At 60.5% G+C, this 18,027-nt stretch carries 17 protein-coding genes; 7 read left to right on the top strand and 10 right to left on the bottom strand.

What is annotated here, in order from left to right; translation table 11 throughout:
• Positions 1–126: 126 nt before the first annotated feature.
• Complete coding sequence (locus FHT69_RS00465) at positions 127–2,031, bottom strand: phosphatase PAP2 family protein (protein WP_168333391.1); 1,905 nt, start codon at positions 2,029–2,031, stop codon at positions 127–129.
• A 179-nt stretch (positions 2,032–2,210) separates the two neighbouring features.
• Between FHT69_RS00465 and FHT69_RS00460 the strand changes: the two genes are divergently transcribed.
• A complete protein-coding gene (locus tag FHT69_RS00460) occupies positions 2,211–5,597 on the top strand; it encodes an ATP-binding protein (RefSeq protein ID WP_168333392.1) in 3,387 nt (1,128 codons plus the stop codon).
• The gene (locus FHT69_RS00455; RefSeq protein WP_025570343.1) at positions 5,590–6,507 is read left to right on the top strand and encodes a DNA-binding response regulator; all 918 of its coding nucleotides are present in this window, start codon (positions 5,590–5,592) and stop codon (positions 6,505–6,507) included. Before FHT69_RS00460 ends, FHT69_RS00455 begins: the two co-directional genes overlap by 8 nt.
• 287 nt (positions 6,508–6,794) lie before the next feature.
• Here the strand turns inward: FHT69_RS00455 and FHT69_RS00450 are convergent, their stop codons facing one another.
• The 6 genes from FHT69_RS00450 to FHT69_RS00425 form a co-directional block, all read right to left on the bottom strand.
• A complete protein-coding gene (locus tag FHT69_RS00450) occupies positions 6,795–7,910 on the bottom strand; it encodes a branched-chain amino acid ABC transporter substrate-binding protein (protein WP_025570341.1) in 1,116 nt (371 codons plus the stop codon).
• A 120-nt stretch (positions 7,911–8,030) separates the two neighbouring features.
• Positions 8,031–8,384 carry a DUF6867 family protein gene (locus tag FHT69_RS00445; RefSeq protein WP_025570339.1) on the bottom strand — a complete coding sequence of 118 codons (354 nt, stop codon included), beginning with the start codon at positions 8,382–8,384 and terminating at the stop codon, positions 8,031–8,033.
• A 19-nt stretch (positions 8,385–8,403) separates the two neighbouring features.
• Positions 8,404–9,147, bottom strand: a complete 744-nt coding sequence (locus tag FHT69_RS00440) for an ABC transporter ATP-binding protein (RefSeq protein WP_025554932.1) — start codon at positions 9,145–9,147, stop codon at positions 8,404–8,406.
• On the bottom strand, positions 9,147–10,022 hold the full coding sequence (locus tag FHT69_RS00435) for an ABC transporter ATP-binding protein (RefSeq protein WP_025554934.1): 876 nt from the start codon (positions 10,020–10,022) through the stop codon (positions 9,147–9,149). The genes FHT69_RS00440 and FHT69_RS00435 overlap by 1 nt, the downstream gene beginning before the upstream one ends.
• On the bottom strand, positions 10,022–11,413 hold the full coding sequence (gene livM, locus FHT69_RS00430) for a high-affinity branched-chain amino acid ABC transporter permease LivM (RefSeq protein WP_025570336.1): 1,392 nt from the start codon (positions 11,411–11,413) through the stop codon (positions 10,022–10,024). The genes FHT69_RS00435 and livM overlap by 1 nt, the downstream gene beginning before the upstream one ends.
• A gap of 4 nt (positions 11,414–11,417) precedes the next feature.
• Positions 11,418–12,320 (bottom strand): branched-chain amino acid ABC transporter permease, encoded by a 903-nt coding sequence (locus tag FHT69_RS00425; RefSeq protein ID WP_047618665.1) that lies wholly within the window; start codon positions 12,318–12,320, stop codon positions 11,418–11,420.
• A gap of 549 nt (positions 12,321–12,869) precedes the next feature.
• On the opposite strand from FHT69_RS00425, the gene cysQ reads away from it, so the two are divergent.
• Together cysQ and FHT69_RS00415 are read left to right on the top strand one after the other, a co-directional pair.
• Positions 12,870–13,667, top strand: coding sequence for a 3'(2'),5'-bisphosphate nucleotidase CysQ (cysQ, locus tag FHT69_RS00420; protein WP_183904752.1), 798 nt, complete (start codon positions 12,870–12,872; stop codon positions 13,665–13,667).
• Positions 13,668–14,309: 642 nt separating this feature from the next.
• Complete coding sequence (locus tag FHT69_RS00415) at positions 14,310–15,035, top strand: sugar transferase (protein ID WP_047618663.1); 726 nt, start codon at positions 14,310–14,312, stop codon at positions 15,033–15,035.
• A 122-nt stretch (positions 15,036–15,157) separates the two neighbouring features.
• Here FHT69_RS00415 and FHT69_RS34015 read toward each other — a convergent pair whose 3' ends face one another.
• On the bottom strand, positions 15,158–15,550 hold the full coding sequence (locus tag FHT69_RS34015) for a hypothetical protein (protein ID WP_246780682.1): 393 nt from the start codon (positions 15,548–15,550) through the stop codon (positions 15,158–15,160).
• Between the two features lie 35 nt (positions 15,551–15,585).
• Here FHT69_RS34015 and FHT69_RS34010 point away from each other — a divergent pair, with 35 nt between their 5' ends.
• Both FHT69_RS34010 and FHT69_RS00405 read left to right on the top strand, forming a co-directional pair.
• The gene (locus tag FHT69_RS34010) at positions 15,586–16,101 is read left to right on the top strand and encodes a hypothetical protein (protein ID WP_165932210.1); all 516 of its coding nucleotides are present in this window, start codon (positions 15,586–15,588) and stop codon (positions 16,099–16,101) included.
• Positions 16,102–16,244: 143 nt separating this feature from the next.
• Positions 16,245–16,520 carry a DUF1153 domain-containing protein gene (locus FHT69_RS00405; protein WP_007533628.1) on the top strand — a complete coding sequence of 92 codons (276 nt, stop codon included), beginning with the start codon at positions 16,245–16,247 and terminating at the stop codon, positions 16,518–16,520.
• Between the two features lie 23 nt (positions 16,521–16,543).
• Here the strand turns inward: FHT69_RS00405 and FHT69_RS00400 are convergent, their stop codons facing one another.
• Positions 16,544–17,089 carry a paraquat-inducible protein A gene (locus tag FHT69_RS00400; protein WP_174824507.1) on the bottom strand — a complete coding sequence of 182 codons (546 nt, stop codon included), beginning with the start codon at positions 17,087–17,089 and terminating at the stop codon, positions 16,544–16,546.
• A gap of 55 nt (positions 17,090–17,144) precedes the next feature.
• Here FHT69_RS00400 and FHT69_RS00395 point away from each other — a divergent pair, with 55 nt between their 5' ends.
• On the top strand, positions 17,145–17,423 hold the full coding sequence (locus tag FHT69_RS00395) for a GNAT family N-acetyltransferase (protein ID WP_025602725.1): 279 nt from the start codon (positions 17,145–17,147) through the stop codon (positions 17,421–17,423).
• 202 nt (positions 17,424–17,625) lie between these two features.
• Here the strand turns inward: FHT69_RS00395 and FHT69_RS00390 are convergent, their stop codons facing one another.
• Entirely contained in the window at positions 17,626–17,976 is a 351-nt protein-coding gene (locus FHT69_RS00390) for a hypothetical protein (RefSeq protein WP_003542353.1), read from the bottom strand.
• Between the last annotated feature and the right edge of the window lie 51 nt (positions 17,977–18,027).

Here is an 18,027-nt window from a genome sequence, read left to right as displayed (position 1 = left end):
GGACTATCGGGTGCTGCAGCGCAAAAACACATACGCAAAATGACGTAGGTGCGGGGGTCAAACAGACAGGCCAGGGCAGGAAGGGCATCCCACAGCAGGGATGCCCTGTCCGCTCGATACCGGAAATTATCCGTCGATCGTCAAGGTAACCGTTGTCGGGCTGTAGGAGAGGCTCGCCTTGTGGCCGGAGACCGTGAGCTTGCCAAAGGTGCCGGTCACGGCATTCGCCTTCAAGATCTCGATCTTCGTTCCCGGCGTCGGGGCATAGCCATCGGCAAGCGTCACGTCGAGATCGCCGGCCAGCACCGCCTTGCCTGCGACGACCAGCGCGCCTGCGCCGTTAGCGCCGAGCGTCGGCTTCGCTGTCGCATTGGCGAGCTGTTGATAATCGCCGCCTACGGTCAACGGCTTGTCAGCCGCCAGAACGAGCGAACCGCTATTGACCGTCAGCCCGCCGGTGCCGAAGGCCGAGGGCGAGCCGGCCACCAGCACGCCATCTTCCAGCACGGTGCCGCCGGCATAGCTGTTGGCGCCCGAAAGCCCGAGAATGCCGCTGCCGCGCTTCACCAGCTTGCCCTTGCCGCCGATATCGTTCCGCCAGGTATCGATCGCATTGAAACCGCCCTCTGCCGCGTCCATCGTCACGGTGACATCCTGCTCGAACGCGCCATAGCCATCGGCGGCGGCAAACAGGTTGAGGCGGCCGTACCCTTCCGCGTCGTCGATGAGCGGATAGCCGGACGCAATCGCCGTTGTGCCAAGCACGTCGCGACGCTGCGCGCCATCCAGATAGGGCAGACGCGTTTCGAGAAGCGCTTCGGCGCCCTGCGGCACGCGCGCCGGCTGATCGGTTGCATGGATGGTCGGCAGGCCGTAGCCCAGGCGCTGCAGCACGTAAGCGCGGTTGGCGTCATGATCGGCAAAACGGTCTGCCGCGAGCGGCGCTGCATGCGCGGCGACTTCGAGCGCAGCCGCATCCGCAACGCCTGATTTGGCGATGAGCCATGCCTGCGCTTGGGCATACGCATCGCTCTTCAGCGCTGAGTTGTCGGCCTTGTTCAGATTGTAGACGACCGTGGCGGTGCCGAGCATGCGGCCGCCCATCACGTCGAGAGGAGAATGCATGCCGGCAAGGATGCGGTCTTCACCCAGTTCGCTGGCGCGCGTGATCATTTCCTGAAAGCGCTGCGGCACGAGATAGGCCATGGCCAGTGCATCCCGCCAGGCTTCCGCCGTATGCCCGCTCGGGAAACCGCCGTCTTCGACCGGCTTGCCGCTTTTGGCGGGCTCCAGCGTCGGGACGACCGACACATCCTGGCTCCAGCGGTAGGGACGGCCATATTTGAAATAGCGCTTGGCAGGCTCCGTCGAGCCGTCACCGCTTGCGGCGTTGATGAAGTCGATCGCAAGGCCCATGTCGGGGTTGGCATCGGTCTTGTTTTCCGTGTCCGGCTTGCTGCCGGCGCCGCGATTGTTGCCCTTATCGTCGTATTTGACCGTCGTCGCATCAGCCGCCACCTCGGTGATCGTGGTGGTCTGCTTCGAGCCGGCCTTCCAGGCATCCGTCAGCGGACCGAGACCATCGACGATGCTGGCATTCTTGCCGCGCCGATCGTCGAGATAGGCGGCCAACGCCTGATCGGCCGTCCGCGCCCGCGTCGCATTGACGACATAGGCGATGTTGGCGTCATGGACGGCCTGGTTGACGATATGGCCGTCGGTCTTGCTGGCGGGAATACCGTCCCAATCCGTCTTGGCGACTGCCGGACAATTGTCCTTGGCCGGGGCTTCGACACCCGCATCGACGAAAGGCGTGCGCGGGGTCCAGATTTCGAGGAAGCCGGAGAGGAGGTGAACGGCGGCATTGGTGTCCGCCGTCGAGAAGCAGGCGTCACCACGTTTGTTGGTGTTTCCAGCCTCCGCATAAGGAACTTTCGCCGCCGTGGCCTGCTCGGCGCTGGCAAGCGATGGCACGATGGAAAGAAGGCAGACAAGGGCGGTGCTCAGGCGGCAAAGGCTTAAAACAGACATGGTGATACCCGAAATGGTTGAACGAACGCCGAGAGAGTTAGAGCGCTTATGTGACAGATCAATTGCAAAAATATTGCCATTCTGTGAACCAGCCGGCACCCGCCTCTTGCCTTTCCCGCCCATCCCGCCAAAACTGCCGGAGAGACGATGAGCCCCAACCGGAATGCCGAAAGGAAGACATGGCAGCGCGCCAACGCATCATTCCGGTAAGACGCGAATATAATCGCTGGGTCGCCAACCAGACGCTGGAAGATTACGCGCTGCGCTTCACCGCCAAAAGCGCCCGCCATTTCTCCTCGCAGCGCATCTCGCAGACGGCGATCGGCGCGATTTCCTTTCTGGCGCTTGAGGCGATCGGCGGTGCGATCACCCTCTCCTACGGCACCACCAACGCCTTTTATGCCATTATCGTCGCCAGCATCGCCATGTTGGCGATCGGCTTGCCGATCAGCCGGTATGCCATCCGCCACGGCGTCGACATCGATCTGCTGACGCGCGGCGCAGGCTTCGGCTATATCGGCTCGACCATCACCTCGCTGATCTATGCGAGCTTCACCTTCATGCTGTTTGCGATCGAGGCATCGATCATGTCCGGGGCGCTGGAGCTTACCCTCGGCATCCCGCTCTGGATCGGCTACATCATCAGCGCCGTCATGGTGATCCCGCTCGTGACGCACGGCGTGCGGTTGATCAGCAAGTTCCAGCTGATGACCCAGCCCTTCTGGATCGTGCTGAATATCCTGCCTTTCATCTTCATCGCCTTTTTGGACTGGGAAAAATTCGATCTCTGGCGCGCCTTCGCCGGCATTCGCCACGCCTCAGGCCCGCCGGGCACCATCGCCGAATTCGATCTGGTCGAGTTCGGCGCGGCCTCCGCCGTCATCCTGGCGCTGATGTCGCAGATCGGTGAACAGGCCGACTTCCTGCGCTTCCTGCCGCCGGACCCGCAGCGCAAGTGGCGCCATCGCCTGGCGGTCTTTCTGGCCGGCCCCGGCTGGGTCATCATCGGCGCGCCGAAGCTGCTTGCCGGCTCCTTCCTGGTCGTGCTCACCTTCACCTCGGGCGTCCCCCTCGACCGCGCCGCCGACCCGGCGCAAATGTATCTGACCGCCTTCGGCTACATGGTCCCCTGGCACAATGCGGCGCTGCTGTTGATGGCCGCCTTCGTCGTCGTCTCTCAGCTGAAGATCAACGTGATGAACGCCTATGCCGGCTCGCTCGCCTGGTCGAATTTCTTCTCGCGGCTGACCCACAGCCACCCCGGCCGTGTCATCTGGCTGGTCTTCAACGTCGCCATCGCCCTGCTTCTGATGGAACTCGGCATCTACCGGCTGCTGGAGGAGACGCTCGGCATCTTCTCGATCATCGCCATGGCCTGGCTGTGCACGATCTCCGCCGATCTGTTCATCAACAAGCCGCTGGGGCTGGCGCCGCCCGGCATCGAGTTCAAGCGCGCCCACCTCTACGACATCAATCCCGTCGGCCTCGGCGCCATGACGCTGTCGGCGACGGTATCGCTGATTGCCCATTTCGGCGCCTTCGGCGAGATCGCCGCCTCGCTCGCCCCCTATATCACCCTCGTCATCGCGCTGATCGCGTCGCCCGTCATCGCCTGGGCGACCAAAGGCAAATTCTACCTCGCCCGCAAGCCGCGCCAGAGCTGGAAGAACCTGACGAACATCACCTGCTCGGTCTGCGAACACCCGTTCGAACCGGAGGACATGGCCTGGTGCCCGGCCTATGCCGCACCGATCTGCTCGCTCTGCTGCTCGCTCGACAGCCGCTGCCACGACATGTGCAAGCCGGCCGCCCGTTTCAACGCGCAGGTCGGCACCGTCGCCAAGGCGCTGCTGCCGGATACAATTGTCGGAAAGCTGACGACGCGCCTCGGCCGTTACGGCATCGCCGTCGTGCTGGCATTGACCGCCATCGGCGCGATCCTGGCGATGATCGCCCATCAGGTCGCCGCCGCCTCACCCGAGACGGCCGAGGTCGTCAACCGGACGATCCTCATCGTCTTCTTCGTCTTCTCGGTGATCTCAGGCGTCGTCTGCTGGTTCTATGTGCTCGCCCATGACAGCCGCGTCGTCGCCGAGGAGGAATCCTCGCGCCAGAACACGCTGCTGCTAAAGGAAATTGCCGCCCACAAGAAGACCGACGCCGCCCTGCAGAATGCCAAGGAGACGGCCGAGGCCGCCAACCGCGCCAAGAGCCGCTATGTCGTCGGGCTCAGCCATGAATTGCGCACGCCGCTGAACGCCGTGCTCGGCTATGCCCAGATTCTCGAGCGTGACGAGACCATCCCGGCGCCGCGCCAATCCTCGATCAAGGTCATCCGCCGCAGCGCCGAACACCTTTCCGGGCTGATCGACGGCCTGCTCGATATCTCCAAGATCGAGGCTGGCCGCCTGCAGGTCTATTCCAACGAGATCAACATCCAGGATTTCCTCGACCAGATCGTCGATATGTTCCGCCCGCAAGCGCATGCAAAAGGGCTCGCCTTCATCCATGAGCGCTCCGCCGCTCTGCCGCAATTCGTCCGCACCGACGAAAAACGCCTGCGCCAGATCCTCGTCAACCTGCTCTCCAATGCCATCAAATTCACCGACGAAGGCAGCGTCACCTTCGATGTCGGCTATCGCAGCCAAGTCGCGACCTTCACCGTCGCCGATACCGGCCGCGGCATTACCGAGAAAGACCTGCCCCGCATTTACGAACCCTTCCAGCGCGGCGAGGCCGAAAGCGTGCGGCCGATGCCGGGGCTCGGCCTGGGACTCACCATCACCCGGCTTCTGACCAACACGCTCGGCGGCGAGATTTCGGTTTCGAGCGTGAAGGACGAAGGCTCGACCTTCCGCGTGCGGCTGATGCTGTCTGCCGTCATGCGCGTTGCGGCCGCGGCACCGCAGGAAAAGCGGATCGCCGGCTACGACGGCCCGCGGCGCACGCTCGTCGTCGTCGACGACAACGAAGACCATCGCGAGATGATGCGCGAAATCCTGGCGCCTCTCGATTTCATCGTGCTGACGGCGGCAGGCGGCGGCGAATGCCTGACGCTGATCGAGGGCATCATACCGGATCTTTTCCTCGTCGACATCCTGATGCCCGGGATGAACGGCTGGCAGCTCGTCTCGCGTCTGCGCGAGGCCGGTCAGACGGCGCCAGTGCTGATGCTTTCGGCCAATATCGGCGACGCGGCCGCTCTGATCGACAGTGACGACAGCCACAACGACGCGATCGGCAAGCCGGTCGACATCCGCCAACTGCGCGACAAGCTCGCCCTGCATCTTGGGCTGAAATGGATCTATGCCGACGCCGCTCCTGCCATTCCTGTCAAGATCGAAGCGCCGATGCTGAGCCCAGGTGCCGCCCATGTGCAGGAATTGCTGCGGCTTGGCGAAATCGGCTATATCAGAGGCATCGAAGCCAAGCTTTCGGATCTTGCCAAGGTGGAGGCAAATCAGCCATTCACCGAGCAGCTTCGCGTCTATGTCGCCGCCTTCGATCTCGCCGGCTTCATGACCTTCCTGCACGACTTCGACGAAAAGGTGGAATCCATTGGCTGAGCCGGCCCTGCCCCGCGACATAGTTCTGCTCGTCGACGACTCAGCCGAAGCGCTCGGCTTCTTGACCGACGCGCTCGAACAATCCGGCTTCTCCGTGCTGATCGCCACATCTGGCGCGGCGGCGCTCGGTATCGTCGAGCGCATCACCCCCGATCTCATCCTGCTCGACGCGGTGATGCCCAGCATGGACGGCTTCGAGACCTGCCGCCGGCTGAAGGCGAATGCCGCGGTGGCGCAGGTGCCCGTCATCTTCATGACCGGCCTGACCGAAACCGAGCATGTCGTGCACGCGCTGGAATCCGGCGGCGTCGATTATCTCAGCAAGCCGATCAACATCGACGAGCTGCGCGCCCGCATCCGCGTGCATCTGCGCAACGCTCGCTCGGCCCAAAGCGCCCGCATCGCGCTGGATGCAGCCGGCCGCCATCTGCTGGCAGTCAAGGGCGACGGCGCCATCCACTGGTCGACGCCGCAAGCGACACGGCTGGTCAATGCCGCCATGGGCAGCGATGACGGCATGGACATCGTCGTCCGCCATATCGCCGGCTGGATGCGCGACCGCGTCGCCGCAGTGCGTGACGGCATCATCTCGATCGCCCATGCCGGCCAGGCGGCGCTCCAGCTCGCCTTCCTCGGCGCGATCGGTCCCGACGAATATCTCTTCCGCCTCACCGCCGCCAATCAGCGCAGCGACGACGAGGTGCTGCGCCAGCGCTTCTCGCTCACCCAGCGCGAATCCGAAGTGCTGCTCTGGATCGCCAAAGGCAAGGCCAACCGCGACATCGGCGAAATATTGGGACTGTCGGCGCGCACGGTCAACAAGCACCTCGAACAGATCTACGTGAAGCTCGGCGTCGAGAACCGGGCATCAGCCGCCGTAAAGGCAACGCATGTGCTGCACGAGATGTGAGGAAACATCAAAAGTCCCCCTCTGGCCTACCGGCCATCTCCCCACCTGTTGTACGGCCCTGATACATAGCTGACAGGTGTTCGCAGACATGCCTGACACCTGGCCGTCGCAGTCCGCGTCTCTTCCGTGGCGATGCCCGGAGTTCTCCATCCGCCGTAACGCCTCCGGCATATCGGTTCGGCCTCGTGACGCCGAGCAAACCAGGAAAGAGAATGTAAACATTCAAAAAAAGAAGCCCGGTCGGAACCGGGCTTCGATAGTCATGTCCCATATTGGGGAAGCGAAGCTTACTGCGGGAAGTAGCTGTACTTGCCGTCCGGGCCCTTCTTCCACTCATACATGATGTAGCCGGGGATCTTCGGGTCGCCCTTTTCGTCGAACGAGATGTCGCCGAGAACGGTCGGGAACGGACCCTTTTCCTTCATGGCCGTTGCAACGGCTTCTGCGTCTGTCGAACCGGCAGCCTTGGCGGCACCGGCGATCGCCTGCATCGCAGCGTAGGAATAGAGCGTGTAGGCTTCCGGATTGAAACCGGCGGCCTTGAACTTTTCGACGAGTTCCTTGTTGGCCGGGTTCAGCGTCGGATCGGGACCGAAGGTGTTCAGCGTACCGGCGACTGCGTCGCCAGCGATCGAGGCCAGTTCGTTCGAAACGATACCGTCACCCGAAACCAGCGTCGCCTTCAGGCCCTGGTCGGCTGCCTGACGGATGATGAGACCGGCTTCCGTGTGCAGACCACCCCAATAGATGATCGAGACGCCGGCTTCCTTCATCTTGGCGATGAGGGCGGAGAAGTCCTTGTCACCGACATTGATGCCTTCATAGATGACTTCGGTGAGACCGGCGGCATTCATCGCCTTCTTGGTTTCATCGGCAAGGCCCTGACCATAGGGGGTCTTGTCGTGAACGACGGCGATCTTGGCGTCCTTGAAGTGGTCGGCAAGATACTTGCCGGCGATGGCGCCCTGCTGGTCGTCACGGCCGCAGGTGCGGAACGTGTTCCAGAGGCCCCGTTCGGTAAACTTCGGGTTCGTTGCGGCCGGGGTGATTTCGAGGATGCCGTTTTCGGCATAAACTTCCGAAGCCGGGATCGAAACGCCCGAGTTGAAGTGGCCGATGACGAACTTGACGCCGTCAGCAACGAACTTGTTGGCGACCGAAATGCCCTGCTTCGGGTCGGAGACGTCGTCGCCGAGCTCGAGCTTGATCTGCTCGCCGTTGATGCCGCCGGCGGCGTTGATATCGGCAGCCGCCTGCTCGGCACCCTTCTGAAGCTGAGCGCCGAATGCGGCGTTCGGACCAGTCAGCGGACCAGCGACAGCGATGAGGACGTCGGCCCAAGCGTTGCCGCTGAAGGCGACCATCGCCGTCAGAGCCACTGCCGACAGAAGAGACTTCTTCATATTGTTACTCCCAATTTTTGGGCGGGTTTCGGTCCAAGACCCGGCGCATTACCCACCATTGACTGCACCAGGGAAGCTGTTCCACTCGGAAGGCAATTCATGCCTAGTTTCAACGGACTGTCAATGTTTGTCCTTCCACGAGAACGCGGAAGTTTTTTCGTACAGCCAGTAATAGTTGTTGACCATCTGATTGGTGCGACGGTAGCGGAAGCCGGCCGTCGAGAAGACCAGCAGCGTCACGAAATCGATGATGTAGTAGAAAGCGTCGAGCATCGGCCCGTTGAACAGGGCGTGGTGCAGGAACTGCATCGCCCAGGCCAACAGGAAGGTGTAGACGACGGCCAGCGGATAGTTGTTCCAGCTCTCGGCGACCGCTTTGCCGGCACGCCAAGCCGTCCAGAAGCCCAAGAGCACGACGATGACGCGGATCGCCACAAGGGAGCCGGCATCGCCTTCGAAGAAAAGTCCCTGCATATCAAACTCTCCTTTCGACCTAGTGTCTTCCGCCTTCGAGATAGGCAGCGCGGACCTCGGGATTGGCGAGAAGCTCCTTGCCGGAGCCGCTCATCGTCACCTTGCCGTTCACCATCACGTAGGCGCGGTGCGACAGCCTGAGGGCGGCGAAGGCGTTCTGCTCGACGAGGAAAACGGTCAACCCCTCCGCCTCGTTGAGCTTCTTGATCGCCTCGAAAATGCCTTTGACGATCAGCGGCGCAAGACCTAGCGAGGGTTCGTCGAGAAGAAGCAGCTTCGGGCGCGCCATCAGCGCGCGGCCGATCGACAGCATCTGCTGCTCACCGCCCGAAAGCGTTCCGCCGCGCTGGGCATGGCGTTCCTTGAGGCGCGGGAAGAGCGTGAAGATCTTCTCGACGTCCTCGGCGAAGTATTTGAGATTGTCGAGGCCGGCGCCCATCTGGAGGTTTTCCAGAACCGTCATGCGCGGAAAGATACGGCGGCCTTCCGGTGACTGCGCGATGCGCAGGCGGGCGATTTCATGAGTTGGCATGCGAGTGATTTCGCGGCCCTCGAAGACGACCGAACCGGTGCGGGCCTGCGGGCTGCCGCAGATCGTCATCATCAGCGTCGATTTGCCGGCGCCATTGGCGCCGATCAGGCTGACGATCTCGCCTTTGTTGACGTGAACATCGATGCCGGCCAGTGCACGGATATTGCCATAATACGTTTCGACGCCATTCACCTGAAGGAGCGGTTGACCCGTCATTACTTCATCGCCCATCAGTTTGCGCCTCCTTCGAGCTGCTCGACGGTCGCGATCACCTCTTCCACTTCTTCATCCTCGACACCGAGATAGGCCGCGATGACCTTCGGATCGTGCTTCACGTGATCCGGCGTGCCATCGGAAATCTTCTGGCCGTATTCGAGAACGACGACGTGGTCGGAAATTTCCATGACCACCGACATGTCATGCTCGATCAGCAAGATCGACGTTCCGGTTTCAGCACGGATATTCTGCAGCAGCGCGTTGAGCGTTGCCGATTCCCGCGGGTTCAGGCCTGCAGCCGGTTCGTCCAGGCAAAGCAGCTCCGGGTCGGTGCACATGGCGCGAGCGATTTCCAGACGCCGCTGGGCGCCATAAGGCAGATCGCCGGCAGGGTCGTCAGCGCGGTCGATCAGGTCGGCCTTCTCGAGCCAGAAGCGGGCAAGCTCGATCGCTCCGGCCGCTTCCCGCTTATAGGGACCGACGCCGATAAGGCCGAGGATGGTATAACCCGATGCCTTCATCAGCTTGTTGTGCTGGGCAACGAGCAGGTTTTCTAGAACAGTCAGACCGGAGAACAACCGGATGTTCTGGAAAGTACGCGCCACCCTGGCTTCCTTGGTGATGCGAAAGTCCGGCAGACGCTCCAGCAGGTACTGCTTGCCGCTCTTCTGGTTGAGCGTGATCATGCCCATCGTCGGCTTGTAGAAGCCGGTGATGCAGTTGAAGACCGTGGTCTTGCCGGCACCGTTCGGCCCGATCAGCGCAGTAATATCGCCGCGCTTGGCTTCGAAGGAGAAGTCGTTGATGGCCATCAGGCCGCCGAACTTCATCGACAGGTGTTCAACTTTGAGAAGCGTATCGCTCGACATTGTATTGATAACGGGGCTCATCAACCGTGGCCCTCCTTGATGAAGCTTCCGGATATTGCCCTGCGCTCTTTGAGGAAGGCAGTCGGTTCACGTGAGCCGACGAAACCGCGCGGCTTGAACAGCATGACGACGACCATGGCGAGACCGAAGAGCAGCATGCGGTAAAGTTCCGGCGTGAAGTCGGGCCCGAAGACCGCTTTCAGGAAGTCCATTTCGCGCAGCGCCTCGGTGCCGCCGACCATGACGATCGCGGCGATCGCGATGCCGGTCAACGACCCCATGCCGCCAAGAACGACGATGGCGAGGATGACGGCCGATTCCAGAAAGACGAAGGATTCCGGCGAGACGAAGCCCTGGCGGGCTGCGAAGAACGAGCCGGCGAACCCGCCGAACATGGCGCCCGTCGCAAAGGCGGTGAGCTTGGTCGTCACCGTGTTGATGCCGAGCGAACGGCAGGCGATCTCGTCTTCGCGCAACGCTTCCCAGGCACGCCCGATTGGCATGCGGCGCAGCCGGATGGTGACGTAGGCCGTCAGCATGCAGAGCGCCAGGATAAGATAGAAGAGGAAGATCTTGTAATAGGCAGACGACATCGGCAGGTGGAAGAGCTTGGCAAAGCCGCCGGCCGTCGCATCGAAGGGAATACCAAAGAGTGTCGCCTTCGGAATGCTCGAGATACCGAAAGTGCCCTTGGTCACGTCGGTCCAGTTGATGAGCACGAGGCGGATGATTTCACCGAAGGCAAGCGTCACGATGGCGAGGTAGTCGCCGCGCAGGCGCAGCACCGGGAAGCCGAGGATGACGCCCCAGAGGGCTGCGAAGATGCCGGAAAGCGGCAGCAATACCCAGAAGGAAAAGCCGAAATAGCTCGACAGCAATGCATAGGAATAGGCGCCAACCGCGTAGAAGGCGACATAACCGAGATCGAGCAGGCCGGCCAGGCCAACGACGATGTTGAGTCCCCAGGCAAGCATCACGTAGATCAGGATCTGGATACCGAAATTATCGACCCATTTCAGCGAGCCCTGAGCGCCGACCAACGCCACGATCACCACGGGATAGAGCAGCAGTGCTATCAGCGAGATCTTCAGGAAATGCCGACGGAAGAAGCCCTTCTCGGTCGAGATGTCGAGCTCGCCCTCGCGCGCCTTCGAGAGCTTGCGACGGTCGATATTCGGTTTGATGAAAACGACCATGGCGAAGCGCCCGATCGCGGCAACGGCGACGAAGATTGCAAGCAATCCCCAGCGCTGGACGATGATCAGCTCGTTGTTGATATTCTGGTCGGTCTTGAGGCCGACATAGAGAACGAACATGCCGAACGACAGGACAGCGGCGAAAAGGGCTTCGGTAAGGCCTTTGCGGACAAGTCCGGCATCGGGCTTGCCTGCAGAATTCTCAATGTTTGCCATGACGTTATACCTTCTCGACTTCCGGCCGCCCCAGGATACCCGTCGGCTTGAAGATCAGTACGAAAGCGAGGATGGCGAAGGTCGCGACATCCTTGTACGCGATGGTGAAATAGGCCGACCACAGCGATTCGATGAGGCCGATCATCAGCCCGCCGAGAACGGCGCCCGGCAGCGAGCCGATGCCGCCGAGAACAGCTGCGGTAAATGCCTTCACACCCGGCGTGAAGCCGTCGGCGAACGAAGCGACGCCATAATACATCAGATACATCGTGCCGGCGACAGCAGCCAGCGCCGCCCCCATCACAAAGGTGATCGAGATCGTCTGATCGACATTCACGCCGAGCAATGCGGCCATCTTGCGATCCTGCTCGGTGGCGCGCTGGGCGCGGCCAAGCGAAGTATGATTGACGATATACCAGAAGATCGTCAGCAGCACCGCCGTAATCGCGATGATGATGATCTGCTTCAGCGATACCGAGATGTTGCCGAACTGGTAGACCGAACTCACCATCGGCGGGATCGGCTTGTTACGCGGACCCTGCGTCACCTGGATGAAGTTGGACAGCGTGATCGACATGCCGATTGCCGTGATCAGAGGCGCCAGGCGGAAAGACCCGCGCAAGGGACGGTATGCGACGCGCTCGATCGTCCAATTCCATAAACTCGTCATCAGCATCGCGACGACAAGCATCGCCAGCAGCAGAATTGCCACCGGGAGACCTGCGAAGATGGATGTGAGGACGAGGAAGACGATAAGAGCGGCGAAACCACCGAGCATGAAGATGTCGCCATGGGCGAAATTGATCATGCCGATAATGCCATAAACCATCGTATAGCCAATAGCCACAAGGCCATAGATGGATCCGAGCGTCAGCCCATTGAAGAGCTGCTGGACGAAATACTCCATATGTCGTTTTCCCCTGGATGCGAGCGGAAGACACTGCATCTCTTTTTGGTTCTTTGGTTCCCCGTTTCAGGGAACCTCATAGGCCGAATGCATACCGGTTTCGTTGGAAATGTGAAGACAAAAAGGATTTATTCCGACAGATTCTTGTCAGAACAGGGCTAAATGGTTCGTTTTGAACCAAAATCCACATAAAAACGGCATGGAGCGGCGGATTTTTAGCCAGAAATCGCCACGCGGTTAAACGTTCGGCAATGTTGCCACCGATTTCTTGCGCCGTCTGCTGTGCAAGCTATTCCACAAAATTGGAAGATTACGCAAATTCAGACCTCAAACCGGACGCTTTTCCGAATGCCATTTCATGAGCGACTGCCCACCATCTCCTCTGACAGGACTGGGAACTTATGGTAGCATCACTGCCTTACGTGTAAGGGTGCGAAGCGCAACGGGAAACACCATATCAATCTTTGACAGGTATATGGTGTGACAGGGATGGTTTGCGGACGAGCGACAGTGGGGTGCTCGGCCCGCATGGCGAACGGCAAAAGGACAATGCTGAGGACATTTGAAAAGGCGGCGCTCGAAGCCGGCAAGGCCATCATGACGGTCCTGCGCGAAGGTTTCCCCGTCGCGATGAAGGCGGATGCAAGTCCGGTCACGGTCGCCGACGAGGAGGCCGAACGCATCATCCTTACTCATCTCGCCAGAGATTATCCCGAGATACCCGTGGTGGCGGAAGAATCGGTCGCTGCCGGCAAGGTGCCCGACATCAGCGGCCGAGGCTTCTTTCTGGTCGACCCTCTCGACGGTACGCGTGAATTCGTCGAAGGACGGCAGGAATTCACCGTCAACATCGCCTATATCGAGAACGGCGCCCCGGTGGCCGGCATCGTCTATGCGCCGGCGCTCGGGCTAGTCTTCTCCGGAGAGTGCGGTCACGCCGAGAGGCTCGTCGTCGCCGACGATTTCACCGTTAGCGCACGCAGTGCAATCACGGTGCGCGAACAGCCGGACGACAGGCTGGCGCTTGCAAGCCTTCGCCACAACAGCCCGGAGACCGGGAGCTTCCTCGCCGACCACGCGATCTTCAAATGCACCAATATCGGCTCCTCGCTGAAGTTCTGCCTGCTGGCCGAAGGCAAGGCCGACGTCTATCCGCGCTTCACCCGCACGATGGAGTGGGACACCGCGGCCGGCGATGCGGTGCTGCGCGCCGCTGGCGGCTCAACGGTGACACTGGACGGAACATTGCTGACCTACGGCAAGACGGGAAAGGCCGCCGATTTCGACTTCGCCAACCCGAACTTCATCTCCTGGGGCGGCAGGAAACGCGTCCTCGAACCGGCGTGACCATCCTTACAAATCGCTGAATACCGGCAGGCGGTGCGATTCTCTGCATCGTAACCATGAGTTCAGCCCTGTCGCGACAATCCGCAGCCGGCCTCCGGTGCGCGCCAACTGAGCAAGCCGTCCCTCCCGGAAGCATGGCCGCGATCCCGTTTCCAGCCGTGAAGTGATTCGCGTTATCGGGCCTTATCAAGCGATTCTGGGGACGAATTCGTTGCTTTGCATCGTTTCAAGACGCTGCCCGCCATCAATCCCGCCTTGATTTTGTCACATTTCGACACGGCTTCGGCAGTGATCGATATCCTCATCACAAAAATTTCGCCTCCTGTTCCGTTAACAAATACGCTTAAGAGACCTAGGTCACGTGTCGAAACGACGCGCCCCCGGCCCCCTGCGAACCCCTGCCAAGGGCCTAGAAACTTTGACAAAATTCCAATTATTAACGAAATATCATGAGCTTGCCTCAACTTAACGCAAATGCGAAAGATTTGCTGCGATGCGATATTTCTCTGGACACCATTACACAATTGTCGCATTTTTCCGTTTTAGTAGGGTTACCAAGACCTGAGTGCAGCCCTGGTGACAGGGTTAACCATTGATCGCCTATTGCCGCCGCGCCCCCTCGAAGACAACAGAGTACGATCCTTGAGCATCACGGAACTAAACAACAGCATTTCGACAGAATCCTTCCGGCCGAGCCGCCGCCAGCAGCCGAGCCTGAAGATCCAGACCCCGGTTATCCACAGCGATGCGCCGCAGGCGCCATTGATGGATATGGTCCTGAAGCGGGCGTTCGACATTGTTTCGTCGTTGAGCGCCCTCCTCGTCCTCGCGCCCTTCCTCCTGTTCGTCGCCCTGCTGATCAAGCTAGACAGCCCGGGACCGGTGCTGTTCAAGCAGACCCGCTGGGGTAAGAACTGCAAGACCATCAAGGTCTACAAGTTCCGCTCCATGCGCACCGATCTCTGCGATGTCTCCGGCATTGCCCAGACGGTGAAGGACGATCCACGCATCACCCGCATCGGCGCCATTCTGCGCCGCACGAATATCGATGAGTTGCCGCAGTTGCTGAACGTGCTGTTGGGCGATATGTCGGTCGTCGGTCCGCGTTGCCATGCAATCGGCATGCGCGCCGGCGGCATGCTCTACGAAGAGCTCGTACCGGAATACCATCAGCGCCACGCGATGCGTCCTGGGATGACCGGCCTTGCCCAGATGCGCGGCCTGCGCGGCCCTACCGACCGCCCGGCCAAAGCACGCGCCCGCATCGTCAGCGATCTCTATTACGTCGGAAATTTTTCGATCTGGATGGATATGCGCATCATTGCCGGAACCGTCGTGTCGGAGCTGACCGGCGGAAAGGGCTTCTAAGCTTCCCCGCTTTCAAGCTTTTCAGCCCAGACATCTGCTGCCTTACACAGATCGCCCAAAACTGCGTAGCGGTTTTGGGCGATCTGCATAGGACAAAGACCCAAAGCGTGATGCAACGCGCTTTATGGCACCCGGTACTGGAATGCCGTGGCAATCGCCTGCATGCGGCTGACCGAATCGAGCTTGCGCATCGCGCTCTTCAGATAACCCCGCCACCGTATACGACGAGAGATCGAGAACGACCGCGATCTCGTCGTTGCTCGGGCGGCTGCGTATGACAGCGCCGCGGGCCCAGAAGCTCCATGCGCCCGTGCAGCAGCGCCATCGCCCATTCCTGTGTGAGGATTGGGACAGCCACCTGAAAAGGCGAAGATGTACCGTTTCAGGTCAGCGACGGGTGGCGGAAAGGCGACGGTGTTCTTCAGCTCTAGCATCGGAAAGAGCGTGTTGAAACGGCGGTTTTCCCGATTGGCGGCACCGCCCGCAAACGCCCCCTCCCCGCAGAAGATCGGCATGATCGTCGTTTCATCTCGTTCACCAGTTTGCTGCAATGGAAGAGATCGGCAACCTCGTAAAAGCCGATAAGGCTTTGCGGCAAGGTGCTGATCAACCGGTTTCCGGTGAAGGCGGTACGGTCTCTCCGCCGGAAAGCCGAGAACAGATGGAAGTCGAAGCCCGCAAGCTTCGCCACCCCGCCAAGCCGTTCCTTGCCGTCGTTGAGCGAAATCCGCCGCCATCGGCCTCAGAAGGCGAAAATGCCGCATCCACAGCGCAGTCGTCGGCTGCGCGCTCACGTCTTGTCATCTTCATATCCTCGTATGGCCGGCTTCGGATCGGCCCCGCTGCCCTGCGGCAGGAAGCTCACGCCGGAGGATCGGCAAAGACGGCTTCTGCCCCCGCATCCAAAGGATCGAAGTTCAAAAAGCACGAACAGGACCGATACAGCGGAAAGAAGGGAGACGACGGGTCTCGCCCTCATTCCTATGTTGCCGCGCTGATAACATCATCCAGGGAAATTGGGGTGATATTTATCCGGCATGCCTCCCATGCAGGCGCTGCAAATTGACGTAACGGCAGGCGGCGGCCGCCAATCACCGACCAGGGCGGGGCGTCTAAATTTGTTATCAAAGTCTTACGATGGGTTTAGGCAATTTTTAAATGTGGCAGGCTAGAGTGGGCTTCGTGGTCTTGCGTTGTGTAGAGAGTCCAATGACCGAAATGATACGTCCCCGAGTAAAATATGTCATCGGCCCCGATGGCAGCCCCCTGACGATCGCGGATCTCCCGCCGCCCAATACGCGGCGCTGGGTGATTCGCCGTAAGGCAGAGGTTGTCGCGGCTGTCCGCGGTGGCTTGTTGAGCTTGGAAGAGGCCTGCGAGCGTTACACGCTCACAGTCGAAGAATTCCTCTCCTGGCAATCGTCGATCAACAGTCACGGTCTCGCCGGCCTGCGCACCACGCGCATCCAGCAATATCGTCACTGATCAATCCCCAGCATCGACGACATTTATTTCGGGCCGGACGCATCTCCCATGAGGGAATGAAGAAGGCCCGAAATCATTGACGAGGCCGCGTAGCACCAGAGACCGGGCTGCGTGAAAGCATCCGCCAGCCCCGTCGTCTTCGCCGCCGCAATGACGATCGCAACCAGCAGCACGTCCATCATCGACCACTTGGACAGATGCGGTACGACTCGACGATAGAACAGACTGCCGGCCCCGCCGCCGGCGGCCGTTGCCTCTGCAGCGATCCCGATCATCTTCAGAAGCGGCAGCAGAATCGAAACCAGTGCGACGATCGCCGCCAGCAGCCCATCCCCGCCTTGCCACAACGACACGACGACTTCGATGAGCGACGGCGTCCTGTCGAAAAAATACAGCGTCTCGAAACGGACCAGCGGCAAAACCAGGCCGAGTGCCAGGAAGAACGGCGCCGCCACGAGAAGGACCGGACGGATCATCGAAAGTGCACTCATTGCCCTGAGCCTCGTATCGATCCGATATTTTGCATGAACACTCCGTCTCCTGTCCCTATTCCTTCCACGGCTTGGCACGACCGCGCCGCCGTGTCACGGTCCGCTACGACAATATTCGCTGCGAGGAAAGACAATGGACATTCGAAATGAGGAAGGCGCCTCCGGCGGCCGTTATGCGGCCGAGGTCGAAGGGCATGAGGCTGAGATGACCTATTCACGCACATCGCCGACGCTCGTCATCATCGATCACACCGCCGTTCCCGATGCGCTGCGCGGCAAGGGTGTCGGCCAGGCCTTGGCGCTCCATGCTGTGGAAGCAGCCCGTACCGGCGGCTGGAAGATCATTCCGCTTTGCCCCTTCTTCAAGGCGCAGGCGCAACGCCATCCGGAATGGAAGGATGTCGTGAATTGAAGCGTGCTCCCAAAACCGTGCAACGGTTTTGGGAGCACGACGTCCATAAGGCAAATCCTCGCCGTCGGTGACGAATCTCGTCGCCGGTGGGAGTGACACCGTCAGGCAAACACCAAAAGCCATGTATGACGGACAGCGTGCCCATCATACATGGCTTCTCAGTGGCGATCCCAGGGCGCCGAAGCCGGCGCCCGCCGTTTTCTTACGCCCTTGCGCGGGCGCCGCCGTCACGCTCTTCCAGCGCCGTCGCCCTTGCATATTCCGCCTGCATCTCCTCGAGCGCCATTTCCAGCGTCTCTTCCTGCATCTTCAGTTCCTTGATCGAAACCTGCAGGTTATCGGCCCGCTGACGCGCGGCCTTGGCGAAGGTCGGATAAGCAAAGTGATTCGGGTCGGAAATACCGGACTTCTTTTCCTCGACGACGATCTGGCTCTCCAGATCCTTCGTCATCCGTTCGAATTCGGACATCATCATCTGCAACTGCTGCAATTGACGTCGTTTTTCGTTCACCTGAAATTCCTTCAGGCGAACGAGACTCTCTCGCGACTTCATACGCATTACTCCCGTGATGCGAGACCCCGGCTCAACTTGAAACCGCCCTGC

Origin of the sequence: Rhizobium sp. BK008 (genome assembly GCF_014197345.1) — a bacterium.
In the GTDB taxonomy this organism is placed as follows: Bacteria; Pseudomonadota; Alphaproteobacteria; order Rhizobiales; family Rhizobiaceae; genus Rhizobium; species Rhizobium anhuiense.
This window is presented reverse-complemented; position numbering and strand designations above follow the sequence as displayed.